The sequence below is a fragment of the Sphaerotilus hippei genome, from assembly GCF_003201595.1.
Classification (GTDB): domain Bacteria; phylum Pseudomonadota; class Gammaproteobacteria; order Burkholderiales; family Burkholderiaceae_C; genus Sphaerotilus; species Sphaerotilus hippei.
Genome location: NZ_QJJS01000003.1, coordinates 34546 through 49739 on the forward strand (window position 1 = coordinate 34546; position 15194 = coordinate 49739).

General features: G+C 70.9%; 18 protein-coding genes. 6 read left to right on the forward strand and 12 right to left on the reverse strand.

All coding sequences use genetic code 11. The features are described 5' to 3' along the window. Positions 1-58: 58 nt before the first annotated feature. Positions 59-1069 carry a Tim44 domain-containing protein gene (locus C7444_RS03890; protein ID WP_110399524.1) on the reverse strand — a complete coding sequence of 337 codons (1011 nt, stop codon included), beginning with the start codon at positions 1067-1069 and terminating at the stop codon, positions 59-61. A 139-nt stretch (positions 1070-1208) separates the two neighbouring features. Here C7444_RS03890 and ppk2 point away from each other — a divergent pair, with 139 nt between their 5' ends. After that, positions 1209-2027 carry a polyphosphate kinase 2 gene (gene ppk2 / locus C7444_RS03895; protein WP_110399525.1) on the forward strand — a complete coding sequence of 273 codons (819 nt, stop codon included), beginning with the start codon at positions 1209-1211 and terminating at the stop codon, positions 2025-2027. Positions 2028-2046: 19 nt separating this feature from the next. Here the strand turns inward: ppk2 and C7444_RS03900 are convergent, their stop codons facing one another. Both C7444_RS03900 and C7444_RS03905 read right to left on the reverse strand, forming a co-directional pair. Continuing rightward, the gene (locus C7444_RS03900) at positions 2047-3219 is read right to left on the reverse strand and encodes a GNAT family N-acetyltransferase (protein WP_110399526.1); all 1173 of its coding nucleotides are present in this window, start codon (positions 3217-3219) and stop codon (positions 2047-2049) included. Continuing rightward, positions 3204-4451 (reverse strand): BtaA family protein, encoded by a 1248-nt coding sequence (locus tag C7444_RS03905; protein ID WP_170130621.1) that lies wholly within the window; start codon positions 4449-4451, stop codon positions 3204-3206. Before C7444_RS03905 ends, C7444_RS03900 begins: the two co-directional genes overlap by 16 nt. Positions 4452-4602: 151 nt before the next feature. Between C7444_RS03905 and C7444_RS03910 the strand changes: the two genes are divergently transcribed. Then, on the forward strand, positions 4603-5547 hold the full coding sequence (locus C7444_RS03910) for a DUF808 domain-containing protein (RefSeq protein WP_110399785.1): 945 nt from the start codon (positions 4603-4605) through the stop codon (positions 5545-5547). Positions 5548-5551: 4 nt separating this feature from the next. On the opposite strand, the gene C7444_RS03915 is transcribed toward C7444_RS03910, so the two are convergent. Then, positions 5552-5914: a PilZ domain-containing protein gene (locus tag C7444_RS03915; protein WP_146219346.1), complete on the reverse strand. Its 363-nt coding sequence runs from the start codon at positions 5912-5914 to the stop codon at positions 5552-5554. A 96-nt stretch (positions 5915-6010) separates the two neighbouring features. Between C7444_RS03915 and C7444_RS03920 the strand changes: the two genes are divergently transcribed. Further along, complete coding sequence (locus C7444_RS03920) at positions 6011-6979, forward strand: tRNA dihydrouridine synthase (RefSeq protein ID WP_110399529.1); 969 nt, start codon at positions 6011-6013, stop codon at positions 6977-6979. Between the two features lie 30 nt (positions 6980-7009). On the opposite strand, the gene C7444_RS03925 is transcribed toward C7444_RS03920, so the two are convergent. The 5 genes from C7444_RS03925 to C7444_RS03945 all read right to left on the reverse strand — a co-directional run bounded on the left by C7444_RS03925 (position 7010) and on the right by C7444_RS03945 (position 11482). Beyond that, positions 7010-7885, reverse strand: coding sequence for a DMT family transporter (locus tag C7444_RS03925; RefSeq protein WP_110399530.1), 876 nt, complete (start codon positions 7883-7885; stop codon positions 7010-7012). Next, complete coding sequence (locus C7444_RS03930; RefSeq protein ID WP_110399531.1) at positions 7882-8457, reverse strand: methylated-DNA--[protein]-cysteine S-methyltransferase; 576 nt, start codon at positions 8455-8457, stop codon at positions 7882-7884. Before C7444_RS03930 ends, C7444_RS03925 begins: the two co-directional genes overlap by 4 nt. An 89-nt stretch (positions 8458-8546) precedes the next feature. Further along, complete coding sequence (locus C7444_RS03935; protein ID WP_110399532.1) at positions 8547-8975, reverse strand: hypothetical protein; 429 nt, start codon at positions 8973-8975, stop codon at positions 8547-8549. Next, the gene (locus C7444_RS03940) at positions 8972-9643 is read right to left on the reverse strand and encodes a YceI family protein (RefSeq protein WP_110399533.1); all 672 of its coding nucleotides are present in this window, start codon (positions 9641-9643) and stop codon (positions 8972-8974) included. The genes C7444_RS03935 and C7444_RS03940 overlap by 4 nt, the downstream gene beginning before the upstream one ends. 24 nt (positions 9644-9667) lie before the next feature. Then, positions 9668-11482 (reverse strand): glutamine--tRNA ligase/YqeY domain fusion protein, encoded by a 1815-nt coding sequence (locus C7444_RS03945; protein ID WP_110399534.1) that lies wholly within the window; start codon positions 11480-11482, stop codon positions 9668-9670. Positions 11483-12039: 557 nt separating this feature from the next. Here C7444_RS03945 and C7444_RS03950 point away from each other — a divergent pair. Next, on the forward strand, positions 12040-12261 hold the full coding sequence (locus C7444_RS03950; protein WP_110399535.1) for a hypothetical protein: 222 nt from the start codon (positions 12040-12042) through the stop codon (positions 12259-12261). Between the two features lie 79 nt (positions 12262-12340). On the opposite strand, the gene C7444_RS03955 is transcribed toward C7444_RS03950, so the two are convergent. The 3 genes from C7444_RS03955 to C7444_RS03965 all read right to left on the reverse strand — a co-directional run bounded on the left by C7444_RS03955 (position 12341) and on the right by C7444_RS03965 (position 13657). Beyond that, positions 12341-12694: a heavy metal-binding domain-containing protein gene (locus C7444_RS03955; RefSeq protein WP_110399536.1), complete on the reverse strand. Its 354-nt coding sequence runs from the start codon at positions 12692-12694 to the stop codon at positions 12341-12343. A 69-nt stretch (positions 12695-12763) separates the two neighbouring features. Continuing rightward, on the reverse strand, positions 12764-12985 hold the full coding sequence (locus C7444_RS03960; RefSeq protein WP_110399537.1) for a TIGR02450 family Trp-rich protein: 222 nt from the start codon (positions 12983-12985) through the stop codon (positions 12764-12766). Between the two features lie 69 nt (positions 12986-13054). Continuing rightward, positions 13055-13657 (reverse strand): PAS and helix-turn-helix domain-containing protein, encoded by a 603-nt coding sequence (locus tag C7444_RS03965; protein WP_110399538.1) that lies wholly within the window; start codon positions 13655-13657, stop codon positions 13055-13057. A 136-nt stretch (positions 13658-13793) separates the two neighbouring features. On the opposite strand from C7444_RS03965, the gene C7444_RS03970 reads away from it, so the two are divergent. Both C7444_RS03970 and C7444_RS03975 read left to right on the forward strand, forming a co-directional pair. Next, positions 13794-14495 carry a CoA transferase subunit A gene (locus C7444_RS03970; RefSeq protein WP_110399539.1) on the forward strand — a complete coding sequence of 234 codons (702 nt, stop codon included), beginning with the start codon at positions 13794-13796 and terminating at the stop codon, positions 14493-14495. A gap of 13 nt (positions 14496-14508) precedes the next feature. Beyond that, on the forward strand, positions 14509-15147 hold the full coding sequence (locus C7444_RS03975; protein WP_110399540.1) for a CoA transferase subunit B: 639 nt from the start codon (positions 14509-14511) through the stop codon (positions 15145-15147). Positions 15148-15194 lie beyond the last annotated feature (47 nt).

Sequence of the window (15194 nt, forward strand, 5' to 3'; positions counted from 1 at the left end):
TGTGCCGGGAGCCGTCCACCGGAGCGGCTGAGGCGCCCCGGAGTCGACCCGCGAGCGCTCAGTGCACCGGCGTCGTCGGCTGGATGCCGGCGATCAGCCACTGGCTGGCGCCGTTCGGCTGCACCAGGTGCCAGATCTCGTCGAAGGCCTCGGCCGGCTGGCCGACCACCTCGCGGATCATGCCGTGGTAGCGCACGCTGACCACCAGGCGCTCGGCTTCCTGGTCGAAGTTCAGGATCGCGGCCTGCACATGCTCGACGTCGGTCTGCTGGGGCAGGCCGTTGCGGTCCTGCAGGTCCATGCGGATCGAGGCGAACAGCTCGGGCGTCGTGAAGGTGCGCAGGTCGTTCAGGTCGGCGCTGTCGTTGGCGGCCTGCATGCGGATGAAGATCATGCGGGCGATGCGCTCGAAGCCTTCGACATCAAAGCCGGCCGGCACCGAGGCTGGGCGCGCGGCGGTGGCGGTGCCCGGCCGGGCAAAGCTGTCCGCTGCCGACATGAAGCCTGACGGCGTGCCGCTGGTGGCGTTCTGGCGAGCCATCACGTTCGGCTCGGTGGCCGGCGACGGCCAGGCCACCCGCGCACCACCGGCTGCTCCGGTCGATGCGCCGGCAGCAGCGCCTGCGAACGCGGGGCTGGCCCCGCCGGCCGCGGCCGACTTGCCCTTGCCGAAACGCCGCATCAGGAAGCCGATGGCCAGCACGGCCACGCCGGCCAGCAGCACCATCATCAGGATGTTGGCGAAGGCCTCGCCCAGGCCCAGATGGCTCATCAGCGCGGCCAGACCCAGGCCCGCGGCCAGGCCGGCGATCGGGCCGAGCCAGGAGCGTTTGCCGGCGGCGGCGGCCGTGCCGGCGCCCGCTGCGGCGGCCCCGGCGTTCTGCACCGGCGCCTGCTGGCCCGGGGTGGCGCCGAAGGACTTGCCCGGGGCGGCGTCGGGCTGCTGGGCCGGCATCTGGCGCTGCATGCCGGCCGGCCGGCCGCTGCCCAGGCGCTTGGCCATCACGTCGGCCGGCACGCTGGCGGTGAACACCGCTGCCATCAGGACCGCCAACCACATTCGCTTCATGTCTCTTTCCTTTTTCAAGTCCATGCAAGGATCTGCATTTCCAGGGCGGATGCCCGGGCCCTGTCCAGGCGCATCATCGGGATGCGCCGGCTCCAGGGTCGACGCATCATGCATCGCTTGCCAATGACATGAGGTCGAGATGGGAAAGAACAAGGGTGATCGGTCCGGCGAGACCCGCATGCCTCGCCGCATCTACGAAGCGCAGCTGGAGGTCCTGCAGCTGGAGCTGAACCGCCTGGTCCGCTGGGTCCAGCACCGGGGTCAGCGCGTGGTGGTGCTGTTCGAGGGCCGTGATACCGCGGGCAAGGGCGGGGTGATCAACACGATCGCGCAGACGCTGAACCCGCGCCAGTGCCAGATCGTCGCGCTGCCCCGGCCGACCGAGGCCGAGACCACCCAGTGGTATTTCCAGCGTCATGTCGCTCATCTGCCGGCCGCCGGCCACCTGGCCCTGTTCGACCGCAGCTGGTACAACCGGGCCGGTGTGGAGCATGTCATGGGCTATTGCACCCCGCGCCAGTACGAACGTTTCCTCGAGCAGGCACCGCAGTTCGAGCGCATGCTGGTCGACGACGGCATCCTGCTGTTCAAGTACTGGCTGACGGTCGACCAGCAGGAGCAGGAGCGCCGCATCGCCGAGCGGCGCGACGATCCGCTCAAGCGCTGGAAGCTCTCGCCGATCGACCTGAAGGCGCGCGAGCGCTACCACGACTACGGCCGGGCCCGCGACACGATGCTCGCCTGCACCCACACCGACTGGGCCCCGTGGACGCTGGTCGACTTCAACGACCAGCGGCTGGGCCGGCTGACGCTGATCCGCCACCTGCTCGACCGCATGCCTGACTGCGAGGTTCCGGCGCCGCCGCTCGAGCTGCCCCCGCTGGGGCATCCGCCCGAGGTCGAGCGCTTCGACGGACCCGTGGCGCCGATCCCGCCGCTGGCCTGGTCCGGCGATTGAGCCGCGCGCGCGGCGCCTGTCAGAACGGCGCGGCCAGCAAGGGGCCCCGGGCCCGCTCGGCCAGCCGCTCCAGGCCACGCCACAGCGGCGCCCGCGCGAGGCTGCGCTCGGGTGCCCACAAGGCGGTGCATTCCAGCACCGGCCGGCTGCCCCTCAGGCGCTTGAAGTGGCCGGTGCCCGAGCTGTAGTTGAACAGGCCGCCGTGCTGCCGGGCCGCTTCGAACAGGTGCACGCACAGCTGGCGGTACAGCCCCAGGTCACGCGGCTGGGCCAGGTCGTGGCCCACCATCGGCACCGTCATCACGCCGTGGCGGGTGTGCACGGCGGCGAAGGCGAGCAGCCGATCGTCGTCGGCGGCGTGCAGCCCCAGCCATGCCAGCTGGCCGTGGGCGTCGGCGGTGTCCAGCCACTGGCGGGTGTACTGGGGATTGAGCGGGTTGTGCCGCTCGAGGTAGACCTGCCGGTACAGCTCGAGCACGGTGTCGTGCCGGCCGTCGGGCAGACGCGATGTCCAGCGCGCGGCCAGACCCTTGCGGCGGATCAGCCGCAGGTCTTCGCGGTGTGCGCTGTGCGCCTGCCACGGCGCCTGCCCGCCGTCGTAGTGGTGCATCACCCGGGCGGGCCAGAGCACGCCCCCGGTGTCCCGCACGGCCTGAGCCAGATCGGGCTGGCGGTCGGGTTCGATGTTGCGCAGGGCCAGCACCGAGCCCGGCCAGCGCCCGCGGGCGGTGTCGATGACCGCGGGCAGCGCCGCCGCGAGATCAGGCGCATGCAGCGTGGTGGACCAGCCGGTCCCGCCGAGCACGATCGCCTCGGGCAGGCGCCAGCGCCGCGCGAGCCATCCGGCCAGGTCCAGACCCCGCGCGGCCCAGCGGCGCCGGGCTTCGGGCACGTGATGCAGCTCGTCCCCGGGGTAGACGCACCAGCCGACGTACGGGCTCTGCACATAGGTGGTCCGCGCCAGTGCCTTCGCCGCCTCGGCATCACCGGGCGGGCGCTGCGGCGGCACATAGGCCAGCAGCTCCCCGGTGCGGTCCAGCAGTTCCCAGTGGCCGGGCAGGTTGTGCATCCATCGTGGCCCCGGCGCGCCGCACAGCGCCGCGCGCCAGGCCCGGTCCTGCCCGCCGGTGAGCCCCGGCAGGTCCGGGGCGCCGGCTGCGGTCGAGCCGGGCGCCGTCAGCGCCGCCGCCATGCGTGGAAGCCGCCGTAGATGCCCGACCGATCCCGGGCCAGCCAGGCCCGGCCGCCTTCGGGGTCGCCCACCCAGCGCTCGCCCACCCACGCGGGCAGGCCCGGTGCGGGCAGGTCCTGCCCGGCGGTGCGGAAGATGACGCGGGCCCGGGCCGATGCGGTGCGGTCGATCTCGCGCCACAGGCCGTCGAGCTCGCGGGCGCTCATCCAGTCCTGGGCGTCGAGCAGCACGTAGGCGTCGAAGTGCTGGTCCGGGCGCTGCGACAGCACCTGCCGGAAGTTGCCCAGCTCGGTGTGCACCCGCGCGATCTGCTGCTTCAGCGTGTCCCAGTGGGCCGATTGCAGGTAGAGCGGCCAGCCGCGGGTGTCCGTGCTGCGGTAGGCGCGCCCGTAGGCCTGCTGGGCCCAGGGGTTGAGCTGCCAGTCGACGAGGGTGGCGATGCGGCGGGCACGCTCGCACAGCACGGCCGCCATGCGGCCCGGATCCTGGTCGCACAGCGCCAGGTACTGGCGCGGCGGGATGCCCAGGCTGTAGAGCAGCGTGCGGCTGCGGCACAGCGCCACCACCCAGGGGCGGGCGAACAGCGGCGCGACGGTGCGGTCGAACCACTGCGCCTGTTCCTCGACGCCACGGCAGTCGAACAGCCCCGTCAGGTCGATGCCCTGCAGCCGGCACAGGCGGTGCAGCAGGCCGATGAAACGCCCCAGCACGCCTTCGCGGTAGAACCCGCGGCTGAACATCTCGATGCGGGCGTGGCCCAGGCGGGTCCGGTCCCAGTAGTCGCGGGTCGTGTCGTCGAGCGCCGGGCGCAGGTGGCGCTGGTAGATCTGCAGCAGCTCCAGGCCCTGGGCCTCGCCGAAGAAGCGGTGGAAGTCGTCGAAGCGGTCCAGCGCCTTGACCCCGGCGATCTTCAGCCGGGTCAGCGCGATGTGGTGCGGGTTGATGTCCAGCGCCAGCACCGCCGCCGGGCGGGCGCTGAGGTAGTTCAGCACGTTGCAGCCGGCCGAGGCGATGGTGACGATGCGCGACTGCGCATCCAGCCCCAGCGCCTCGATGTCCTGCTGCGGGTCCTCCCAGATCTGGGTGTAGACCAGCCGGTCGAACCAGCGGGCGAAGAAGCGGTCGGCCAGGCTGGCCTGGTGGCCCTCGTGGTCATGCACGGTGTGGGCGATCAGTCCGGTGCCGGTGCGGCTCAGGACGCTGCTGTTGATGTCGTCGGACGGGGGCGCCACGGTCTCTCCTCGGGTGCAAACGCCCGTCCAGCTTATGAAGCCGGCGTCACAGTGCCATGACACGACGGCGTCGTTTGCGTGACCGGGGTGATCCGGCACTGGCCTTGTGTTCCACTTCGGCCTGCCCTTTCCAACCCACAGGAGTTCTCCGATGGCCGCAGCCAGCCTGCTTGCCCTGCTCGACGACATCACCACGGTGCTGGACGACGTGGCCGCGATGACCAAGGTCGCCGCCCGCAAGACCGCCGGGGTGCTCGGAGATGACCTGGCGCTCAATGCCCAGCAGGTCACCGGCGTGAGCGCCGAGCGTGAGTTGCCGGTGGTCTGGGCCGTCGCCAAGGGCTCGCTGCGCAACAAGGTGGTCCTGGTGCCGGCGGCGCTGGCCATCAGCCTGCTGCTGCCGGCGGCCATCACGGTGCTGCTGATGCTCGGGGGCGCCTTCCTGTGCTTCGAGGGCGTCGAGAAGCTGGCCCACCGCTACGTTCCGGACGATCCGGCCGCGGACGCGTCCCATGCCCGGGCGCTGCATCAGGCGGTGGCCGACCCGCAGGTCGATCTGCTCGCGCTGGAGCGCGAGAAGATCCAGGGCGCGATCCGCACCGATTTCATCCTGTCGGCCGAGATCATCACGATCACGCTGGGCACCGTGTCCGGGGTGGCCTGGCCGACCCAGCTGGCGGTGCTGGCCGGCGTGGCGCTGGTGATGACGGTGGGGGTCTATGGCCTGGTGGCCGGCATCGTCAAGCTCGATGACGCCGGGCTGGCGCTGGGCCGGGCGACCGGGGACGGGGGCTGGAGCCGGTTCCAGCGTGGCCTGGGCCGGCTGCTGCTGCGTTCGGCGCCGGTGCTCATGCGCGGGCTGGCGGTCGCGGGAACGGTGGCGATGTTCCTGGTCGGCGGCGGCATCCTGGCGCACGGATGGCCCTGGCTGCACCATCAGGTGCTCGGCCTGCAGGAGACGATGGCGGGGCTGCCGGCGCTCGGCGGCATGCTGGCACCACTGGTGCCGGTGGCGGCCGACCTGCTGACCGGTGTGGTCGCGGGCACGCTGGTGCTGCTGGCGGTTCGACTGGCGGGGCGCTGGCGCCGCGCTTGAGCGATCAGGCGATCAGGTGACCGAGCGCCTGGGGCCCGTAGACCCTCAGGCCGATCAGGTGCCGGCGCTCCTTGTGCAGGGCCTGGACGTCGGCGGGAGGCGAACGGCACCAGACCACGAAGGCGCAATACTCGACATGCTGGAGTCCACGCTGGGATTCCAGCAGGACCGCCTCCCCCGGGGTCAGGGCCTGATCGAGCATCACGCTGATGCCGCGAGCCGACACGTCGCGCACCGCATGCACCGGGTACTGTCGTTCCCGGTTCTTCACGTAGAGCGCGTTCCTGGGCGGTGCATCGATCGCGCGGCGCTGTTCATCGCGCAGTTCCACCAGACAGGCGGGTCCGTTTTGAGCAGCATAAGCCATGGCCACATCCTCATGAGATTGCCATTTCGAGCATAGACTTGATACGTCCGGGTTCCCCTGTTTCCTTGACGTTTGACGATCCGGATCTTCCCTTGTATGACTGTTCTGCTGGCGCCCATGGAAGGGCTGATGGATGCGACCCTGCGCGAGGTGCTGACCCGCATCGGCGGTGTCGATCGCTGCGTCTCCGAATTCATCCGGGTGAGCGACAGCCTGCTGCCCGACCGGGTGTTCCTGCGCCTGGTGCCCGAGCTGCTGCAGCGAGGCTGCACCGCCACCGGCGTGCCGGTGCGCCCGCAGCTGCTGGGCAGCGACCCGGTCTGCCTGGCCGAGAACGCGGCTCGCCTGGCGGCGCTGTCGCCGGCGGGCATCGACCTGAATTTCGGCTGTCCGGCCAAGGTGGTCAACCGCCACGGTGGCGGGGCGGCGCTGCTGGCCGAGCCTGAGCTGCTGCACCGAATCGTGTCGGCCGTGCGTCGGGCGGTGCCGGCCGATCTGCCGGTATCGGCCAAGATGCGCCTCGGGCTCGAGGACGATCACCTGGCGGTCGACTGCGCCCGGGCCCTGGTCGACGGCGGTGCGGCCGAGCTGGTCGTGCATGCCCGCACCAAGGCCCAGGGTTATCGCCCGCCGGCCTACTGGGATCGCATCCGCCCGCTGCGCGAGGCCGTGCGGGTGCCCATCGTGGCCAATGGCGAGATCTGGACCGTGGCCGATGCCGTGCGCTGCCGGGCCGAGAGTGGCTGCGAGGACCTGATGCTGGGCCGCGGCGCGGTGGCCGATCCGGGCCTGCCGCTGGCGCTGGCGCTGCACGACGCCGACCAGCCCGGGGCGTCTGCGCTGGACTGGGCCGCGCTGCAGCCGCTGCTGCGGCTCTTCTGGCAGCTCGTCGGCGAGCGCATGGAGCACCGGCACCGGGCGGGCCGCCTCAAGCAGTGGCTCTACCTGCTGCGGCGGCGCCACCCCGAGGCGCAGGACGCCTATGACCGGATACGCACCGTCACCGATCTGACCGAGATCGGCCGGCTGATGTTCGAGTCACCGGCCGCGCCGCTCGCCTGCTGAAGCCCGCGGCGCGGTGTGCCCGGGCGACGTTCAGCGCCCGGACGGCCAGCGCAGCGCGCCGGTGGCCATGCCGGTGCCCATCAGCACGACGGCTCCGCCGACGAGCATGTCGGCGGTCACCGGCTCGCCCAGCAGCATCGCCCCCCAGACCGTGGCGAACAGCGGCACCAGGAAGGTGACGGTGACCGTGCGTGCGGCGCCGATGCGCCCGATCAGCCGGAAATACAGCTGGTAGGCCAGCGCCGTGCAGCCCACGCCCAGCGCGATGGCGCAGAGCCACTGCAGCGAGCTGAGCGGGCCCTCGGGCCAGAACCACCAGGCCAGCGGCGCCAGCGCCAGCGCGGCCACCAGCTGCGAGCCGGCGGCATTGGCCAGCGCGGTCACCCCGCCCAGGCAGCGCCGCGTGTGGTTGGCCGAAAACCCGTAGCTCAGCGCGGCCGACAGGCTGGCCAGCAGCGCCCAGCCGGTGCCCCCGGGCTTGAAGTCGGCCTTGTCGGCCGCCAGCAGGCTGACGCCGGCCAGGCCGATCGCCAGACCGGTCGCCCGCCAGCGCCCCAGCGGTTCACGCAGCCACAGCGTGGCGATCAGGGCGGCGAAGATCGGCGTGGTCGCGTTGAGGATGGCGGCCAGCCCGGCCGTGACCGACAGCGTTGCCCAGGCGATCAGCATGAAGGGGATGGCCGAGTTGAACAGCCCCATCACCACCATCGCGCCGGCGTGGCGGCGCAGGTCCGCCAGGCCGCCCCGCATCGCCAGCAGCGGCACCAGGCAGAGCGCGGCGATGGCCACGCGCAGCCACATCAGCGGGGCGACCCCGAAGGCGGGCACGGCATAACGCATGAACAGGAAGGACGCGCCCCACAGCGCGGCCAGCAGCAGCAGATCGACCAGGTCCCGGGTCTTCACGAGGCGGCCTCCACCGACGCGGCGTCGAACGGTCGCCGGATGCCCTGTTCGAAGTCGAGCAGCCAGGCCTTGCGTGCCAGTCCGCCGGCGTAACCCGTCAGCGCGCCGCTGGCGGCCACGAGGCGGTGGCAGGGCACCAGCAGCGACAGCGGGTTGCGGCCGGTGGCCGCACCGACCGCGCGGGACGCCGATGGCCGTCCGACCTGGGCCGCGGCGGCGCCGTAACCCAGCGTCCGGCCATGGCCGACCTGGCGGATCGTCTGCCACACGGCCTGCTGGAACGGCGTGCCCCGGGGGGCCAGCGGCAGGTCGAAGTCGTGGCGCCGCCCGCCGAACCAGTCGTCCAGCTGCGCGCGCGCGCTCACCAGCAGGGGGTGGTCCTCGTCATGGATCCAGTCCGGCGACGGGCCACCGAAGTGTTTCTGGCCGGCGAACCACGCACCGCACAGGCCGGCGGTCGTGGCGGCGAGCACCATCGGCCCCAGCGGCGTGCCGGCGTGGCCCCAGTGCGGGATGGACCGGGCGACGGGCGCGGAGGTGATGGAGGAAGAGGAGGGCGGGGTGCGGGGCATGTCCAGGGTCCGGATCGATCCGCGAGCGGTCGGTCGCAGGGGGCGGCAAGGGGGACGCTGTCATGCCGACACGATCGGTGCCGGCGGATTCAGCGTGAAGAGGGGGGCGGCAGGGGCTCGTCCCGGGACAGCACGCAGCGCTGCGCCTCGCAGTGCACGGCCGGCTCGGGCCGCACCTGGCAGATCGACACCCGGCCCAGGCGGTGGTCCTCGTCCCGCACGGCCCGGGCGTGGCGGGCGGCCAGCGACTTCAGCCGGGCCGCGTGGCTGGCCTCGGTCGACCAGGCTCGCCAGTCCTGCGGGCCGCCGCAGGCGAGGCCGCCGATCGGCAGCGTGCGACAGGCCGCGTCGCGGCTGCAGCGGGCATCGCCGATCTCGGTCTCGATGGCCTGCAGCCACTGCGCCGGGGTGCCGGCGCTGCCATGGGCGCCGACGCCCAGCAGGGCCAGCGCCAGGCCGGCGATGCCGGCCCGTGCCCGTGTCGTGGCGGGGCTGCCGTGGGTCAGGGCGCGCTTCATGGCGGGGTGGTGGTGCCGCTGTCGGTGGCGGCAGGCGGGGCTTCGTCGCCCGGGTCGGTCCGCACCGCCTCGACCGACAGGTGCAGCAGCACCTCGTCGGCGACCAGGCCGGCGGCCAGCGTCATGCCGAAGGCCGAGCGGGACAGCCGGGCCTCCAGGTCGCCACCGCAGACTTCGCGTCGAAACAGCAGGTTGAAGCCGCAGTGCCAGCGTCGGGTGGTCAGCGTCAGCGGCTGGCTGCGGCCGCGCAGCGTGATCTCGCCGCGGATCTCCACCGGACGCTCGCCCTCGAAGCGGGCCTGCCGGGCGACGAACCAGGCTTGGGGATGGTTCTGCACGTCGAGCAGCGTGCTGCCGCGCAGCATGCGGTCGAGCGCGGGCACGCCGGTGCTGACCGACGCCACGTCGACGCTGATGCCGACCTCCAGGGCCTGCTGCCGGGCGTCGAAGCGAGCCGTGCCGTCGAGCCGGTCGAAACGGCCCCGCAGCGTGGAGGTGCCCATGTGCAGCACCTCCCAGTGGATGGCGGTGTGAGCGGGGTCGAGCCGGTAGGCCGTCGGCGCCTGGGCGTGCGCCGACGGGCCACCGCCCGCCAGGGCGGCGGCGAGCAGCGCCCACGCGGCACGCCCGGCGAGGGCCGCAGGGCGTGGCCGCGCCGTGCCGGTCATGCTGCCGCCACGCCGGCCGGGGGCCTACTTGGCCCAGCCATCCTTGAGGCCGGTGATCTTGTTGAACACCGGCCGGCCCGGCACATGGTCGAGGCGGTCGGCGACGAAGTAGCCGAAACGCTCGAACTGGAACTTCGCGTCCGGCTCGGCCTGGGCGAGCGAGGGCTCGACGTAGGCGGTGATCGTGCGCATGCTCGCCGGGTTCAGGCTGGCCTTGAAGTCCTTGCCGCCCGCGTCCGGCTGCGCGTCGGTGAACAGGCGGTCGTAGAGGCGCACCTCCGCCGCCACGCCGTCCGCCACGCTGACCCAGGTGATCGCGGCCTTGACCTTGACGCTGTCCGCACCCGGCGTGCCGCTCTTGGTGTCGGGCACGACCCGGGCCAGCACCTCGGCGACCCGGCCGTCCGCGTCACGGGTGCAGCCGGTGCACTCGATCACGTAGCCGCCCTTCAGGCGCACCTTGTTGCCGGGGAAGAGGCGCTTGTAGCCCTTGGGCGGCACTTCCTCGAAGTCCTCGCGCTCGATCCAGACCTCGCGGCCGATGACGAACTGGCGGGCGGGCGGGGCCGGCCGGTCCTCGGGCGGGTGGGGCAGCGCCGGCAGCGAGCAGGGCTCCAGGTGGCCGTCGCCCATGACCTCGTCCCAGTTGGTCAGCACCAGCCGGACCGGGTCGAGCACGGCCATGCCGCGGTGGGCCTTGTGCTCGAGGTCGTCGCGCAGCGCGATGTCCAGCGTCGAGTAGTCGATCCAGCTGTCGGCCTTGGTCACGCCGATGCGCTCGGCGAAGAGCTGGATGCTCTCGGGCGTGTAGCCGCGACGGCGCAGGCCGACGATGGTGGGCATGCGCGGGTCGTCCCAGCCGCCGACGTGGCCTTCGTTGACCAGTTGCGCGAGCTTGCGCTTGCTGGTGATCACGTAGGTCAGGTTCAGGCGGGCGAACTCGTACTGGCGCGGCGGCGGGGCCTGGAGCAGGCCGGCCTCGGTCAGGCGCTCCAGCAGCCAGTCGTAGAACGGGCGCTGGTCCTCGAACTCGAGCGTGCAGATCGAGTGGGTGATCTGCTCCAGCGCGTCCTCGATCGGGTGCGCGAAGGTGTACATCGGGTAGATGCACCAGGTGTCGCCCGTGTTGTGGTGGGTGGCGCGGCGGATGCGGTAGATGGCCGGGTCGCGCAGGTTGATGTTGGGCGCGGCCATGTCGATCTTCGCGCGCAGCACCATCGAGCCGTCCGGATGCTTGCCGTCGCGCATCTCGCGAAAACGCGCCAGGTTGTCGTCGGGCGTGCGGGCGCGGAACGGGCTGTCGGTGCCGGGGGTGGAGAAGTCACCCCTGTTGGCACGCATCTGCTCGGGCGTCTGCTCGTCGACGTAGGCGTGGCCGTGCGTGATCAGCGCCTCGGCCGCGCGGTACATGAAGTCGAAGTAGTTGCTGGCGTGGTAGAGGTGGCTCTCGGCCTTTCCACCGAACGACGAGTCCCAGCCGAAGCCCAGCCACTGCACCGCATCGAGGATGGAGTCGACGTACTCCTTTTCTTCCTTTTCAGGATTGGTGTCGTCGAAACGCATGTGGCAGACGCCGCCGTAGTCGCGCGCCAGCCCGAAGTTCAGGCAGATGCTCTTGGCGTGGCCGACGTGCAGATAACCGTTGGGCTCGGGCGGAAAACGGGTGCGGATGCGCGCCGGGTCGGGCTCGCCGGCCTCGTGGTGGGCGGCGTCGCCGGGGGTGCCGGCCCAGCGGCGGCTCGCGTAGGTGCCTTGATCGAGGTCGCGCTCGATGATGGCCCGCAGGAAGTTGCTGACCTTGTGCTCGGCGGGCGCCGAGGGCTTGTTGTTGTCGCTCATGGCGAAGAATTGTAGCCAGCGGGCTTTCCCGAGCGGGCCGGCGTGATGCGTGCGCGCCGCCGATCAATCCGCACGGAGGTCTGGGTGGTGTCGGCCGGGTTCGTGGATCGTGAACAATTCGACACCTCCTGATACTGGCGCTACGCTGTGGGCCCGATTCGCTGCGTCTTGCGCCCGGGCGCAGGGGATCCCTGGATCATTTGCTGTTACATGTCGCGGCGATCATGGGGCGGGCCTCACCCGGTGCCGGTGGTACGCGTCATCCCCTTGAAGCCGTGCAGGATTGGACAGACCCAAGGGCTAATCCGGAGCGGCCTAGTACATCCGTGTCGTTACGAAGATGCAAAATACGTATGCATCAAGCGGACAGGGGAGTCGACATGCGCAGTTCTGGCGGTTCGTTCACGTCACCGGGCCAGGGGCTGGGTGGCATCGAGTTCATCAAGGGACCAGGGTCCGGCTGGAAGGGCGGTGCCATGACGCAGAGCGACAGTTTTCGTGTTTCCGGCTTTCCGGCAGCTGGTCCCGCGACGCTGAGTCCGGAGGGCGCACGGCTGATGCAGAGCATCCCGATCTCGGTGCGCCCGCTGATCACGGCCAAGCGCCATGCCCACATCATCAACCGCATGGCCCTGCTGTGGCAGGACCCGAAGGCGCTGCGGGCGTATTTCGACGAGCTGATGGTCAGTTCCCGGCCCGGTCGCCGGGGGTTCGCCATCGAGGTGCTCGACGAGCTGCTCGGGCTGCAGAACGCGCTGCAGGAGCGCCAGCGCATCTGAGCGCCGCGCCGCCCGCCAGGCTTCAGCGGTGCGGCCGGTGGCACGAACGGTCGCGGCCGCCCGTGCCCTGCGGGTGTCGTCAGGCCATCTTCACGGCCGTGCCGCTGACGGCCACCATCATCATCCCGTTGGTCTCGCCGAGCACCTCGTAGTCGAAGTCGATGCCGACGATGCCGTCGGCACCCAGCTCGCGGGCGGCGGCCATCATGTCCTCCAGCGCCGCGTCGCGTGCTCCCGACAGGGCCCGCTCGTAGCCGCCGGCCCGGCCGCCGACGACGTCACGCACCGACGAGAACAGGTCGCGGAAGATGTTCGCGCCGATGATCGCCTCGCCGTTGACCACGCCGAGGAACTTCTCGACCCGTGCGCCTTCGCCATTCGGCACGACCGTGGCCAGAAAGAATCCGTCGTCCTTCTTCGAGAACCATCCCATGTCCAGCTCCTGTTCCTGTTCCTGTTGATCCGGGGTGTGCGGGGGCCGACGATAACGCGCCGGCGGTGCTCAGACCCAGCCCTGGCGCCATTTCGACGGATCACGCAGCTCGCGCCAGTCGATCCGCCGGCTCGCCTTCGAGTGCACCGCCTCGATCTCGACCTGCTCGAGCGCCTGGCCTGGCAGCTCGGGCACGATCACCTTCGACACCAGGAAGTGTTTCTGGCGGGCGACCGGTGCCACCGCGGTCCATTTGGTCAGCAGCAGCTTCTTGGGGTGCAGCGGGTTCATGGGCGCCAGCTTAGCGGGCACGAACCGGACGGCTCGGCGTGGGGGCATGGCGGCATCGGCCCGGGCGCATCAGCCGCTCAGCAGCTTGTGCACCAGCTCGGCCGTGGTCGCTGCCTCGTACTTGCGCATCAGGCGGGCCCGGTAGACGTCGACGGTGCGCGGGCTGATCTGCAGGCGCTTGCCGACCTGCTTGCTGGTCAGGCCCTCGATGAGCAGGGCGGCGATCTCGCGCTCGCGCGGGGTCAGCTCGGCCTTGACCTGGCGGTGGGCCGACAGGTCCTCGAAGGCCCAGATGCCCGAGGCGTGCGGATGGGCCGGGTCCAGCGCCCGGCCCGAGACGTGGCACCAGAACAGCTCGCCACCGCCCACACGCTTCATGACACGTTCGTCGGCGTAGCGGCCGTGGCCGTCCAGGCTGGCGACGATGCGCTCGCCGGTGCGGCGGAACTCGTCGGTGCTGGGGTAGAGCACCTCGAAGCTCTGGCCGATGAGCTGGTCGCGGCTGGCACGGAAGACCGCCAGCACCTGCTGGTTGCAGTCGATGATGGTGCGTTGGCGCGACAGCACCAGGCCGATGGGGGCCAGGTCGAAGGCGGTGCGGTAGTGGGCCGGATCCGGCGCCGAGGCGGGATCGGTCAGCGGCTGGGCGGGGATGGCGTCGGGGGCGGGCATGGCGATCGCTGGGCTCTGCTTCGGTTCGTGGACCCGGGAGGGTGGCGGCCTCGAGGGGTCGGCCTTAGTCAATTTTACGTAGCTCCTACGTAAGGCATTACGTAGTACGCTTGCCCGACTTGATCTGGAGGCAAGCATGAACAAGGTTTATCCCAGCGCCGCCGCGGCACTGGACGGCATCGTCAAGGACGGCCAGCTGATGGCCGTCGGTGGTTTTGGCCTGTGCGGCATCCCCGAGGCGCTGATCGACGCGCTGCAGGCCAGCGGCGTGAAGGACCTGACGGTCATCTCCAACAATGCGGGGGTCGACGGCTTCGGCCTGGGCAAGCTGCTGCAGACGCGGCAGATCCGCAAGATGATCTCCAGCTACGTGGGCGAGAACAAGGAGTTCGAGCGCCAGTACCTGTCGGGCGAGCTGGAGCTGGAGTTCACCCCGCAGGGCACGCTGGCCGAGAAGCTGCGTGCCGGTGGCGCCGGCATCCCCGCCTTCTTCACCCGCACCGGCGTGGGCACGATCGTGGCCGAGGGCAAGGAGCTGCGCGAGTTCGACGGCCACACCTACGTGATGGAGCGTGCGCTGACCCCCGAGGTCTCGCTGGTGAAGGCCTGGATGGCCGACCGCAGCGGCAACCTGGTGTTCCGCCGCACGGCCCGCAACTTCAACCCCAATGTGGCGATGGCCGGCAAGCTCACCGTGGTCGAGGTCGAGAAGATCGTCGAGACCGGCGAGATCGATCCGGACCAGGTGCACCTGGCGGGCATCTTCGTGCACCGCATCGTGCTCAACGAGACGCCGGAAAAGCGCATCGAACAACGCACCGTGCGTGCAAAGGCCTGAGGAGAACACCACCATGGCATGGACCCGCGATGAAATGGCCGCCCGCGCAGCCAAGGAACTGTCCGACGGCTTCTACGTGAACCTGGGCATCGGCCTGCCCACGCTGGTGGCCAACCACGTGCCCGAGGGCATGGAGGTCTGGCTGCAGAGCGAGAACGGCCTGCTGGGCATCGGCCCCTTCCCGACCGAGGATGCGGTCGACGCCGACCTGATCAACGCCGGCAAGCAGACCGTGACCACGCTGCCGGGCTCGTCGATCTTCTCCAGCGCCGACAGCTTCGGCATGATCCGCGGCGGCAAGATCAACCTGGCCATCCTGGGCGCGATGCAGGTCAGCGAGAAGGGCGACCTGGCCAACTGGATGATCCCGGGCAAGATGGTCAAGGGCATGGGCGGCGCGATGGACCTGGTCGCCGGCGTGCGCAGCGTCGTCGTGCTGATGGAGCATGTGGCGACCAAGAAGGACGGCACGGTCGACCTGAAGATCCTGCCCGAGTGCACCCTGCCGCTGACCGGCCTGGGTGTGGTCGACCGCATCATCACCGACCTGGCGGTGCTCGACGTGACCCCGCACGGGCTCAAGCTGGTCGAGCTGGCCCCGGGCGTGAGCCGCGAGGAAGTGCAGGCCAAGACCGGTGTGCCGCTGCAGTGAAGTGAGCCGGCGCCGGTGGCGCGCGTGAAGAAGTCTCGAACAGGGCC